10 protein-coding genes are annotated in these 12,087 nt (G+C 64.1%); 5 read left to right on the top strand and 5 right to left on the bottom strand.

Annotation, left to right across the window (positions count from 1 at the left end):
• Positions 1-2: 2 nt before the first annotated feature.
• From dxr to pyrH, 5 genes are all read right to left on the bottom strand, one after another.
• On the bottom strand, positions 3-1,178 hold the full coding sequence (gene dxr / locus jaqu_RS11215) for a 1-deoxy-D-xylulose-5-phosphate reductoisomerase (RefSeq protein ID WP_043919059.1): 1,176 nt from the start codon (positions 1,176-1,178) through the stop codon (positions 3-5).
• 1 nt (position 1,179) lies between these two features.
• Positions 1,180-2,076: a phosphatidate cytidylyltransferase gene (locus tag jaqu_RS11210; RefSeq protein WP_236687839.1), complete on the bottom strand. Its 897-nt coding sequence runs from the start codon at positions 2,074-2,076 to the stop codon at positions 1,180-1,182.
• Entirely contained in the window at positions 2,073-2,789 is a 717-nt protein-coding gene (gene uppS, locus jaqu_RS11205) for a polyprenyl diphosphate synthase (protein ID WP_043919058.1), read from the bottom strand. Before uppS ends, jaqu_RS11210 begins: the two co-directional genes overlap by 4 nt.
• Before the next feature lie 90 nt (positions 2,790-2,879).
• Entirely contained in the window at positions 2,880-3,434 is a 555-nt protein-coding gene (gene frr / locus jaqu_RS11200) for a ribosome recycling factor (protein ID WP_043919057.1), read from the bottom strand.
• A gap of 291 nt (positions 3,435-3,725) precedes the next feature.
• Entirely contained in the window at positions 3,726-4,466 is a 741-nt protein-coding gene (gene pyrH, locus jaqu_RS11195) for a UMP kinase (protein WP_043919056.1), read from the bottom strand.
• A 116-nt stretch (positions 4,467-4,582) separates the two neighbouring features.
• Here pyrH and miaA point away from each other — a divergent pair, with 116 nt between their 5' ends.
• The 5 genes from miaA to jaqu_RS11170 all read left to right on the top strand — a co-directional run bounded on the left by miaA (position 4,583) and on the right by jaqu_RS11170 (position 12,055).
• Entirely contained in the window at positions 4,583-5,458 is an 876-nt protein-coding gene (gene miaA / locus jaqu_RS11190; RefSeq protein ID WP_316243064.1) for a tRNA (adenosine(37)-N6)-dimethylallyltransferase MiaA, read from the top strand.
• 210 nt (positions 5,459-5,668) lie between these two features.
• Positions 5,669-7,324, top strand: a complete 1,656-nt coding sequence (locus tag jaqu_RS11185) for an ABC transporter substrate-binding protein (protein WP_043919054.1) — start codon at positions 5,669-5,671, stop codon at positions 7,322-7,324.
• A gap of 77 nt (positions 7,325-7,401) precedes the next feature.
• On the top strand, positions 7,402-8,451 hold the full coding sequence (locus jaqu_RS11180; protein ID WP_043919053.1) for an ABC transporter permease: 1,050 nt from the start codon (positions 7,402-7,404) through the stop codon (positions 8,449-8,451).
• Position 8,452: 1 nt separating this feature from the next.
• Positions 8,453-9,892 carry an ABC transporter permease gene (locus tag jaqu_RS11175; RefSeq protein WP_043919052.1) on the top strand — a complete coding sequence of 480 codons (1,440 nt, stop codon included), beginning with the start codon at positions 8,453-8,455 and terminating at the stop codon, positions 9,890-9,892.
• 84 nt (positions 9,893-9,976) lie between these two features.
• Positions 9,977-12,055 carry an ABC transporter ATP-binding protein gene (locus tag jaqu_RS11170; RefSeq protein ID WP_043919051.1) on the top strand — a complete coding sequence of 693 codons (2,079 nt, stop codon included), beginning with the start codon at positions 9,977-9,979 and terminating at the stop codon, positions 12,053-12,055.
• Positions 12,056-12,087: the final 32 nt, after the last annotated feature.

Below are 12,087 nucleotides of genomic sequence, written 5' to 3'. Positions count from 1 at the left end.
GCTCACCTCGTCGCCATCGCCTGCTCACCAAGACGTCGAGCCGTCTCGCGGGCCCGCGCATCCATGTCCCGCACCATATCGAGCGTGATCGCGTCAGCTTCAAGGCGGCTTTCGAGCGCATCCATGGTCCGCGCGACCAATGGCGCCATATCCGTGAAGCGGATCGACCGCCCGATGAAGAGGTCGAGCGCCATTTCCTTTGCCGCGTTGAAGGCCGTTCCGGACAGGCCACCGGTCTCAATCACCCGCCAGGCGAGGTCGATCGCCGGGTAGCGCGCCGGATCCGGGGCGCGGAAATCCAGGCGGCCGATGCGGGGCAGGTCGAGACGTTCGACCGGAAGGTGCCGGCGGTCCGGCCAGTTCAGCGCGTAGCCAATCGCATGACGCATGTCGGTCGTGCCCATATGGGCCATCAGCGCTCCGTCCGAATACTGGACCAGCGCGTGGATCAGGCTTTGGGGATGGATGACCGTCTCGATCCTGTCGGACGGAAGGTCGAACAGTTCGTGCGCCTCGATCAGCTCCATCGCCTTGTTGAACATCGTGGCGGAATCGATCGTGATCCGCTGGCCCATGTCCCAGTTCGGATGGGTCCCGGCCTCTTCGGGCGTTGCGGAGGCCAGACGATCCAGCGGCCAGTCGCGCAGACCGCCCCCGGAGCCGGTGATGATGACCTTCTCGACTGTATCCATGCGTTCGCCGACAAGGGCCTGGAACAGCGCGGAATGCTCGCTATCCACAGGAAGAACGGTCGCGCCGTGCCGCCGCGCCTCGGCCAGCAGGATCGGACCGGCGCAGACCAGGCTCTCCTTGTTAGCAAGCGCGAGAGTGCCGCCATGGCGGAGTGCCCTCAGGCCCGGTGCGAGACCGGCGAAGCCGACGATCCCGCTCATGACCCAGTCGGTCGGCCTGTCGGCGGCCTCGATCAAAGCGCCCTGCCCCGCCGCCGCCTCGATACCCGTGCCGGACAGCGCGTCCCGCAAGTCCTGCAGCCGGTCCTCGTCGGCCGTCACCGCGACTTCGGCACGCAATCTGATCGCGTCCTCCGCGAGCCGGACGATGTTCGACGCCCCCGTCAACGCGACGACCTCGTACCGGTCCGGCTCCCGCCCGATGAGGTCGAGCGTGGACTGCCCGATCGACCCGGTCGCTCCGAAGATGCTGACGCGGCGGCGCATGTCAGACCCCAGGGATCGGCGGGAACTCGGCCACGGACTCGATTACCAGAAGCATGAGGGCAGCGCCGAGCATGGCATCGAAGCGGTCGAAGAGCCCGCCATGTCCCGGAAGGAGGTTCGAGCTGTCCTTGACGCCAAACCGCCGCTTGACCGCCGATTCAGCGATGTCGCCCATCTGCGCCATCATCGCGAGCGCGACGGAAATGCCGATGGTTTCCCAGCCCGCATCCATCCAGATCGCCCAGATCAAGCCCACGATTCCGGCGCCAACCCAGCCGGCGATGGTCCCGGACCACGTCTTCTTGGGGCTGACGCGAGGCCAGAACTTCGGACCGCCAAGCATCCGTCCGGCGAAATACCCCATCACGTCGGACGCGATGACGACGAGGATCAGCCAGATCATCCACCAGAAGCCGAAATTCGTCAGATGCTCAGTCAGCGCGAGGCCGGCCAGCATGATCGCGGTCGGAAAGAAGACCATGAGCCGCCGATGCTTGCGGATGACGGCGATCGCCAGCATCGGCACGAGCATCATGAGCGGCAGGCCGAAGCCGACAGGCAGGACACTCGACAGGAACAGGGTGACGCCCCCGGTTCCGGCCAGAAGCATCGCGCGCCTCGGTCCGGTCCGCACGATCGTGGCGAGTTCCCAGATCATCAGCCCGACCGCCAGCGAGATCAGCGCCGTGAAGAAGAGGCCGCCGATCCAGATCGACGCGAGTCCGACCGCCAGGAGCAGCAACGCGGTCACAAGCCGTGGAGCGAGATCCTCGAACCGCCCGGCCAGCGCGGGCTCGATCGGATCCTGCATCTCGAACTGGAAGAGCGGCGGCTCCTCTTCTTCCGCTTCCGGGCGCGCGGGGTCCGCCCGCTCGTGTCGCGGATCCGTCTCGCTCATGCGGACTTGATGCCTCCGAACCTGCGGTCACGGGCGCCGAAGCGCCCCATGATCTCCCGGAAACAGGCCTCGGTGAAATCGGGCCAGAGCGTGTCGACGAACTCGTATTCCGCGTAGGCCGATTGCCAGAGAAGGAAGTTCGAGATCCGGGCTTCGCCCGAAGTCCGGATCACGAGATCCGGATCGGGCAAGACGCAGGTATCCAGATAACGGGGCAGCGTCTCGTCGCTGATGCCTTCGGGGTCGAGCTTGCCGTCCGCCACATCGCGCGCCAGCCGCTTGGTCGCCCGCGCCACCTCGTCGCGGCCACCGTAATTCAGCGCGATGGTCAGGTTCACGCGCGTATTGTGGGCGGTCAGCGCTTCGAGTTCGTCCATTAGGCGGCGCAATTGGGCATCGAGCCGAAGGCGGTCGCCGATGAATCGGACCCGCACGCCGCGCCGGAGCAGATCTTGTGCCTCTTTCCGGATGTAGGTCCGGAAAAGGCGCATCAGACCCGAAACCTCTTCCTGGGTCCGCTTCCAGTTCTCGGTCGAGAAGGCAAAGATCGTGAGGTACTCGACGCCGAGGTCGGGACAGGCTTCGACGATCTCGCGGACCCGCTTGGCACCGGCGCGGTGACCGAGCAACCGAGGGCGTCCCCGCATCTCGGCCCAGCGGCCGTTTCCGTCCATTATGATCGCGACGTGCCGTGGCGATGTCTGGTTGGCCATCTGCAGGTTCCTTCCGGGTGAAGTCTGGGGTTGGTGGGGTTCGCCGTCATCTTCCCCGGACCGCACTTCCGGATCGGCGGAGGCAGGCCGTCAGACCTGCATGATCTCGCCCTGCTTCGTCTCGAGGGCGTCGTCGATCGCCTTGATGTGGCGGTCGGTCATCTCTTGGACCTCCTGTTCCCACATCTTTCGTTCGTCTTCCGGCAGATCGCCCTTCTTGATCTGATCCATTCCGTCACGGCGGATGTTGCGGACGCTGACACGGGCGCTCTCTGCATATTGGCCGGCGACCTTCGTGAGTTCGCGCCGCCGCTCTTCGTTGAGTTCCGGGATCGGCAGCATGATGATCGTGCCGTTCAGCTGCGGGTTTATGCCGAGCCCGCTTTCACGGATCGCCTTCTCGACCTTCCCGACAAGTCCCTTGTCCCAGACATTGACCGTGACCATCCGCGGCTCCGGCACGTTCACCGTGCCGACCTGGTTGATCGGCGTCGGCGAGCCGTAGGCATCGACCATCACCGGTTCGAGCATCGATGCGCTGGCCCGGCCGGTTCGCAGCGACGCGAACTCCGTTCGCAGGTTGGCCATGGCCCCATCCATGCGGCGTTCCAGATCGCCGGTGTCGAGGTCGAAATCGTCGGACATTCGGAGGTCTTTCTTATTCCATTGACGTGGCTATATCCGGCGCACCGCGCGATGCAAAGCGTCAGCCGGCCGGGTGGGTTTCCGAACTGTGTCTTGGAATCCTCTGTCGCCCGGTGCACTGCCCTCTCCGGCTAAGCCGGCTGGTCAGTAAGGCATCGAGCGCAAAGCTCCACGAAATTTTCTTATCTGTCAGGGGAGCGAAGCCTCCATCGCAGGTCGAGGCCGCCTAGGCCGCTCCGATCGTCGAAGGCGCCGTCGAGCGGCATCACCGGGCAGACGAGAGGCGATCCGCTACCCCTCGACCCGTGTAGACGTGCCCTCGCCACGAAGAATGGACCGGAACCCGCCCGGTTCATCCAGCGAGAAGACGATGATCGGAAGCTGGTTCTCCCTGGCCAACGCGATGGCCGACGCATCCATTACCTTGAGGTGCTTCTGGAGAACCTCGTCGTAGGTGATGCTGTCGTAACGCACGGCGTCGTCGTGCTTCATGGGGTCCTTGTCGTAGACGCCATCGACCTTCGTGCCCTTGAAAATCGCCTCGCAGGACATTTCGGACGCACGAAGGGTCGCGGCCGTGTCGGTCGTGAAATAGGGGTTGCCGGTGCCGGCCGCGAAGATCACGACTCGTTTCTTCTCCAGATGGCGGACGGCGCGACGCCGGATGTAAGGCTCACAGACCTGATCCATCGGGATCGCGCTGATGACCCGCGTATGCAGGCCCAGCGTTTCGAGCGCGCCCTGCATGGCCAGCGCATTCATCACAGTGGCCAGCATGCCCATGTAGTCGGCCGTGGTCCGTTCCATCCCCTGAGCCGACCCTTGAAGACCGCGAAAGATGTTGCCGCCGCCGATGACCATGCAGATCTCGACACCCAGATCGTGGACCGACTTCACCTCTCGCGCGATCCGTTCCACGGTGGGGGGATGCAGCCCGAACCCCTGATCTCCCATCAGGGCCTCGCCGCTGATCTTGAGCATCACGCGGGAATGGGTGGGGCGCGGGTCGCTTTGCGTTGCGGTGTCCTGCATGGCCTGCCCCCATCGTTGCGGAGCGACGTGTGCCAGAATACCCCCATCTCGGCAACCGCTGCGGGGCCGCTTACCTCAATGGTTGCCGAGTGACATGAAGGACGGGCCCTAGGATATTGGAATTGTTGGACTCGATACCTCAGAACCGCCCCGTCCTGATCGCAGGCCCGACAGCCTCCGGGAAATCGGGGCTTGCCATGCGGATCGCCAAGCGTGGGGGCCGGATCATCAATGCGGACGCGCTCCAGGTCTTTGCGGATTGGCGGGTCTTGACCGCACGGCCAAGCGCCGAGGACGAAGCTCGGGCAGCTCACGTCCTCTATGGCCATGTCGAGTGGGAGCGGGCCTATTCCACGGGCGATTGGCTCAGGGATGTCGCCCCCCTGCTTGGCGGACCCCGCCCTATCATCGTCGGCGGGACCGGCCTTTATTTCCGCGCTCTGACGGAGGGGCTGGCGGATATCCCGGCAATCCCGGCGGAGATCCGGGAAGAAGCAATTGCGCGGCTGGAAGACATCGGCCTGTCCCGTCTTGCCGAAGAATTGGATGAGGACGTGCGCGCCGACCTCGACCTCTCCAATCCGATGCGCGTCCTGCGGGCGTGGGAGGTCAAACGGGCAACCGGCCGGTCGATCAGGGCATGGCAGGCCGAAACCCCGCCTCCGCTGCTGCGCTTGCAGGATGCAACCTGTATCGTGATCGAGGCGCCCGTCGACTGGCTGGACGAGCGCATCGCCCTCCGCTTCGACACGATGCTCAAGGCTGGTGCACTGGATGAAGTGCGAAGGATCCTGCCGCGATGGGATCCGCGACTGAACGCCGCGCGCGCGATCGGCGCAGCGGAACTGGTCGGATATCTGAACGGGGAGGCCGGCCTGGATCAGGCGCGCGACGCCGCGATCCTCGCGACCCGCCAATACGCCAAGCGGCAGCGCACGTGGTTCCGGAACCGGATGAAGGGCTGGGTTCGAGTGAATGCGCGGACGTTCTGAGGCCGCGCCGATAGCCCTTCGAAGCGGTCAGAAAGCGACACATCTTTCCCCACGTCATGTCGCATTTTGACCTCGTCAAGTCGATTTGTGCTGTTGACGCCATCGTGCAAACCCGCCCCAATGTTTGCGGAAACGGTTTGGACCCTCGTCCGAGCCCAACGGTGCGGCCTGAAAAACGGGCCCGTCCGCCACAGGGAGAGTTGGAGAAACATGACCGATACAGAGAACCTGCATCCGGGTGCCGTGATGTTTGCCGAGGAGCACAAGGCGGGCCTTATGGACCGCCGTGAGTTCCTGACCCGGGCGACCGCGCTCGGCGTGAGCGTGCCGGCGGCCTATGCCCTGATCGGCGCCACCCCGGCCCGCGCGGATGCTCATGCGCAACAGGGCGGCACGCTGCGGATGCAGATGGAAGTGCGCGCCCTGAAGGATCCGCGCACCTTCGATTGGACCCAGATGTCGTATGTCGCCGGTGGCTGGCTGGAACATCTGGTGGAATACAATTCCGACGGTACGTTCACAGGCTTCCTGCTGGACGGTTGGGACGTGAACGATGACGCGACCGTCTACACCCTTCGTATCCGCCCGAATGTCGCGTGGTCGAACGGCGATCTGTTCACCGCCGAACACGTCGCGCACAATTTCCGCCGCTGGGCCGAACGGGATGCGGAAGGGAACTCGATGGCGGCACGGGTCGCCTCGATCATCGACGAGGAAACAGGTCAGGCGGCGGAAGGCGCGATCGAGGTGATCGACGACCTGACATTGCGCCTGAACCTGAACGTCCCCGACATCACGATGATTCCCGGGATTGCCGACTATCCGGCGCACATCATCCATCCCGACCAGGATCCGGGCGATATTCTCGGCCAGCAGATCGGGACGGGTCCCTACATGTCCGAAAGCCACGAAGTGGGCGTGAAGTCCGTTCTGGTTCGTCGGCCCGATCACGAATGGTGGGGCGCTGCCGCCGGCAAGGGCGCCTATCTGGATCGGATCGAATACATAGATTACGGAACGGATCCCTCCGCCTGGGTGGCCGCGGCCGAAGCCGAGGAAGTCGACACGATCTACGAGAATGTCGGAGAGTTCGTCGAGATCTTCGACTCGCTGGGTTGGGACAAGTCCGAGATCGCGACCGGATCGACGATCGTCATCCGCCCGAACCAATTGGCCGAAGTCGACGGCATGCGCCCCTACGAGGATGCGCGCGTCCGCCGGGCTCTCGCCATGGCCTGTGACAACGCGGTCCTTCTGGAACTGGGCAATGCCGGTCAGGGCGTCACGGCGGATAACTGCCATGTCGGTCCCATCCACCCGGAGCACGACCCGTCGGTCACCCGGATCCCCTACGATCCCGACGGCGCCCGCGCGTTGATGGAAGAGGCGGGGATGATGGATTTCGAGCATGAGCTCTTTTCCATCGACGACGATTGGCGCCGGAACACGACGGATGCCGTCGCGGCCCAGCTGCGTGACGCCGGGTTCCAGGTGAAGCGCACGATCCTGCCGGGTTCGACCTTCTGGAACGACTGGACGAAGTACAGCTTCTCCTCGACGAACTGGAACCACCGTCCGCTCGGAACGCAGGTATTGGGTCTGGCTTACAAGTCGGGGGTCGCTTGGAACGAGTTCGGCTTCTCGAATGCCGAGTTCGACAGCCTGCTGGCCGAAGCCAACTCGATCGCCGACGCCGATGCCCGGCGCGAAGTGATGGGCCGCATCCAGCAGATCGTGATCGACGAGGGCGTCACGATCCAGCCGTACTGGCGGTCGCTCTACCGCCACTCGCGGCCCGGCCTGGTCGGCCTCGACATGCACATCGCGTACCTTCCGCAGATGTATAAATGGGGCCTCGCCGCCTGAGCGATTGATCCGGGCGGGGGCCGGCGGCCCCTGCCCTTCTGCCTTCGGGCCAAAGAATACAGACCATCGGGGGGCGAATGGGCCTGTTCATTCTGAGACGGTTCGGGGTCATCGTGCTGACGGCACTGTGCCTGACCTTCATCGTCTTCTTCCTGACGAACCTCTATCCGAACCTCGAAAAGCTGGCGAAAACGCAAGCCAATGCGAGGATGAGCGACGATCAGGTCGTGTCCTGGCTCGACAACCGGGGCTACCTGGATCCGATGCCGTTGAAGTACGCCCGGTGGCTTGGCGTCGCGCCGGCCTATGTCCGGACTGGCGACGACGGTGCCATCGTCTTCAACCGCTGCGCCCGCCCCGGAGAAGAGCCGGACGAAGTCGGCCGCTACTGCGGTGTGCTTCAGGGCAATTGGGGGTTCTCGACCGTCTTCCGCTCCGACGTGCTCGACATCCTCGCAGAGCGTGGATGGCAGACGGCCAAGCTGATGTTCTGGGTTACGGTGGTGATGGTGCCCGGCGCTCTGCTTCTGGGCGTGTTCGCGGGCATGCGGGAAGGCTCCAAGCTCGACCGGTCCCTGTCGACGGTCTCCATCGCGACGACCGCGACCCCGGAATATGTGTCGGGCGTCATCTTCATCGCGGTCTTTGCATCCTCGGCGGTCGGTCTGCGGTGGTTCAAGGGGACCGCCACCTCGGCGATGGAGAACATCACCTTCGAGAACTTCACGCTCCCCGTTCTGACGGTCGCGCTGTACGGGATGGGATACATCGCCCGCATGACCCGAGCGTCCATGACGGAGGTGATGACCGCCCAATATATCCGGACCGCCCGCCTCAAGGGCGTGGCATTCCGCGACATCGTCCTCAAGCACGCCCTGCGCAACGCGCTGATCGCCCCCTTCACGGTGATCATGCTGCAATTCCCCTGGCTCCTGAACGGCGTCGTGATCGTCGAGACACTGTTCAACTACAAGGGCATAGGCTGGACGCTCGTTCAGGCGGCCGGCAACAACGATATCGAACTGCTGCTGGGCGTTTCGATCATCTCCGTCATCGTGGTTCTCGTCACGCAGCTGATTTCCGACATCGGCTACGTCTACCTGAACCCCCGCATCAGGATCGCTTGAGATGGAACCGTTGACCTGGACAGGCGAACTCGGAGACATTCTGGATCCCTTGCTCGGGATTGCGACCCTCGCGCTCGCAGTGACGACCGTATTCGCGATCCTTGCCTCGTTCGTGACACCGACGCCCCGCATCACGGTGAACCCCGATGGCACTGCCGCAATGGCAGAAGGTTTGCCGGGCCTCGTGGGACGGGCACAGCAAAACGCGCTCTACGCGCTCATCGGAACGCTGGTCGCCTACATCGTCGGAGGCATCGCGCTCGGATGGCAGGGGGCTGGCATCATCGGCGGAATGATGCGCGCTTTCACCCCGGTCTGGCTGTCGCTCGTCGCGCTCTTCGCGGCTTCGATCTGGTTCAAGCGGAGCCTCGGGCTCTACGGCAAGCTCTTCGACTCGACGATCGGGATGATCGGCTTCGGGTTGGTCATGTTCTGGGTCTTCACCGCGATCTTTGGTGGCGTCTTCGACATGATCTACACCTCCGACCCGCTCAATCAGGTGTCGGGCATGAAGAACGAGCCGCCCGGCTCGCCCCTGACCGAAGACGGGGGCTATCCGTTCTACCTCCTCGGCGGCGATACGCTGGCCCGTGACGTGTTCGCGCGGATGGTGGCCGGGTCGACCATCGTCATCGTGATCGCGCCCTTCGCCACGCTCTTCGCGTTCATGGTCGGGATCACCCTGGGCCTGCCCGCTGGCTATTACGGCGGCAAGCTGGACACCGTCCTGTCCTTTCTTGCGAACCTGATCCTCGCCTTCCCGGTGATCCTGCTCTTCTACCTTCTCGTGACGCCGGAGATCGTCCAGACGGGCCTCCCCGCCTACATGGCGATGGTGCTGTTCCTCGCGCCGCTCGTCTTCATGGGCGTCCTGATCTGGAGCCGGTATCGCACCCAACCCAACCGCGCCTGGCTTCTGCTCGCGCTCGTCCTGACGCCCATGGCGCTGGTATACCTTTCGGTCATCAACGCCGACGATACGCCGATCGACTTCTGGCCTTTGGACTTCTTCAACATTCCCGGCGGCATCCTCGTGGTATTCGTGTCGGTGGTCTTCGTGAACTCGCCTACCGTGTTCCGCATCGTCCGCGGCCTGACGCTCGACATCAAGACACGTGACTACGTGGCCGCCGCGCAGACACGGGGCGAGACGCCCTGGTACATCATGCTGTGGGAAATCCTGCCCAATGCCCGCGGCCCCCTCATTGTCGATTTCTGCCTCCGCATCGGCTACACCACGATCCTGCTGGGGACGCTCGGCTTCTTCGGCCTCGGCCTTCCGCCAGAGAGCCCAGATTGGGGATCGACGATCAACGAGGGCCGAAAGCTCCTCTCGATCTACCCGCACCCGGCCATCGCGCCCGCGCTCGCCCTCCTGAGCCTCGTCCTCGGCCTCAACCTCCTGGCCGACGGCCTGCGCGAAGAAAGCCTGCGGGATTGAGGCAGTCCTGCCTCTCATCCTGCTGAAAATATCCCGGGGGGTCCGGGGGGCTGGCCCCCCGGCGCTCTCCACCCGGAGACAGACATGAAACAGAACCCCGACTACGACGGCCCCATCCTCGAGATCGACCGTCTCTCGATCTCCTTCTTCACCCGCTTGCGCGAGATCCCGGCCGTCATGGATTTCTCCGTCAGCGTCCAACCGGGTGAAGCGGTGGGGCTGGTCGGAGAGTCGGGCTGCGGCAAATCCACGGTCGCGCTCGGCGTGATGCAGGATCTCGGCGTGAACGGACGGATCGTCGGCGGCACGATCAAGTTCAAGGGCCGCGATCTGGCCGAGATGTCCCAGGCCGAACTGCGCGATATCCGCGGCAACGAGATCGCCATGATCTACCAGGAACCCATGGCCTCTCTGAATCCTGCCATGAAAATCGGGAAGCAGCTGATGGAGGTCCCGATCCTGCACGATGGCGCCGACGAACAGGCCGCCTACGACATGGCGCTCCAGACCGTCACGGACGTCAAGCTGCCGGATCCGGCGCGCATCCTCGACGCCTATCCGCACCAGCTCTCCGGCGGCCAGCAGCAGCGCATCGTCATCGCGATGGCACTGATGTCGAAACCGTCGCTTCTGATCCTGGACGAGCCAACCACCGCGCTCGACGTGACGGTCGAGGCCGGCATCGTCGAACTCGTGAAGGAACTGGGCGTCAAATACGGCACTTCGATGCTGTTCATCTCGCACAATCTGGGTCTCGTGCTCGAGACCTGCGATCGGGTCTGCGTGATGTATTCCGGCGAAGCGGTCGAGGATGGCGCCATCGCCGAAGTCTTCGACCGGATGCGGCACCCCTATACGCAGGCCCTCTTTCGCTCGATCCCTCTGCCGAGTGCGAACAAGACGGCCCGCCCGCTCGTGGCGATCCCGGGCAACTTCCCCCTGCCCCATGAGCGTCCGCCCGGCTGCAATTTCGGCCCCCGCTGCGACTATTTCGAAGCCGGCCGCTGCGACGCACAGCCGATCCCGATGCGCGATGCGGGCCCCGGGCACAATTCACGCTGCGTCCGCTTCGAAGAGATCGACTGGGATGCCCCGCCCGAGGCATCCGACAAGCCACCTGCTCCGGCACCGGGCGCTCCGGTCCTGAAGGTGTCGAACCTGAAGAAGTATTACGAGGTCGCCGCAAACGCCTTGACCGGCGGCGGTGAGGCACGCGTCGTCAAGGCGAACGAGACCATCGATTTCGAAGCCCGAGAGAGCGAGACACTGGCAATCGTTGGAGAGTCCGGCTGCGGCAAGTCCACCCTCGCCAAGATGCTGATGGGGCTGGAGACGGCGACGGACGGTACGATCACTCTGGGCAACGAAGAGATCCAGGACAAGCCGATCGAGGATCGAGGTCCGTCGCAGGTCTCCGACGTGCAGATGGTGTTCCAGAACCCCTTCGATACGCTCAATCCGTCCATGACGGTCGGACGGCAGATCACCAGGGCACTGGAGGTCTTCGATTACGGCAACAGCGACGACGACCGACGGCAGCGGATGCTACAGCTTCTGGATCTCGTAAAGCTCCCCCGCGAATTCGCCGATCGGATGCCGCGCCAGCTTTCCGGTGGACAGAAGCAGCGGGTGGGCATTGCCCGCGCCTTTGCTGGGGACGCCAAGATCGTCGTCGCCGACGAACCTGTCAGCGCGCTAGACGTCAGCGTGCAAGCCGCGGTGACGGACCTGCTGATGGAGATCCAGCGCGAGCACAAGACGACGCTCCTGTTCATCTCCCACGATCTCTCGATCGTCCGCTATCTCAGCGACCGGATCATGGTCATGTATCTTGGCCATGTCGTCGAACTCGGCACGACCGAAGAGGTCTTCGCGCCGCCCTACCATCCCTATACCGAGGCGCTGCTGTCGGCGGTCCCGATCGCGGACACGCACGTCGTCAAGAAGCAGATCGTGCTCGAAGGCGACATTCCGTCCGCGATGAACCCGCCGCCGGGCTGTCCGTTTCAGACGCGATGCCGGTGGAAGGAAAAGGTCCCGGGCGCGCTCTGTGAGACGGAGGTGCCTCCGATGCGGAACTTCGATGGCCATCAGATCAAGTGCCATCTGTCCGAAGAGGACTTCGCCTCGATGGAACCGGTGATCCAGATCGCCGCCGAATAGCGACTGAACCTGCGAGCCGCGGGCTGCGTTCA

Origin of the sequence: Jannaschia aquimarina (assembly GCF_000877395.1) — a bacterium.
Classification (GTDB): domain Bacteria; phylum Pseudomonadota; class Alphaproteobacteria; order Rhodobacterales; family Rhodobacteraceae; genus Jannaschia; species Jannaschia aquimarina.
The sequence above is the reverse complement of the archived record's forward strand: the minus strand, read 5'-3'. Positions and strand labels throughout refer to the sequence as shown.

Bases quoted from the DNA above. Each gene is read 5' to 3' on its own strand.
- dxr (WP_043919059.1), bottom strand. From the start codon at position 1,178: ATGCGCCGCCGCGTCAGCATCTTCGGAGCGACCGGGTCGATCGGGCAG.
- frr (WP_043919057.1), bottom strand. From the start codon at position 3,434: ATGTCCGACGATTTCGACCTCGACACCGGCGATCTGGAACGCCGCATG.
- uppS (WP_043919058.1), bottom strand. From the start codon at position 2,789: ATGGCCAACCAGACATCGCCACGGCACGTCGCGATCATAATGGACGGA.
- jaqu_RS11175 (WP_043919052.1), top strand. From the start codon at position 8,453: ATGGAACCGTTGACCTGGACAGGCGAACTCGGAGACATTCTGGATCCC.
- jaqu_RS11180 (WP_043919053.1), top strand. From the start codon at position 7,402: ATGGGCCTGTTCATTCTGAGACGGTTCGGGGTCATCGTGCTGACGGCA.
- pyrH (WP_043919056.1), bottom strand. From the start codon at position 4,466: ATGCAGGACACCGCAACGCAAAGCGACCCGCGCCCCACCCATTCCCGC.
- jaqu_RS11185 (WP_043919054.1), top strand. From the start codon at position 5,669: ATGACCGATACAGAGAACCTGCATCCGGGTGCCGTGATGTTTGCCGAG.
- jaqu_RS11210 (WP_236687839.1), bottom strand. From the start codon at position 2,076: ATGAGCGAGACGGATCCGCGACACGAGCGGGCGGACCCCGCGCGCCCG.
- jaqu_RS11170 (WP_043919051.1), top strand. From the start codon at position 9,977: ATGAAACAGAACCCCGACTACGACGGCCCCATCCTCGAGATCGACCGT.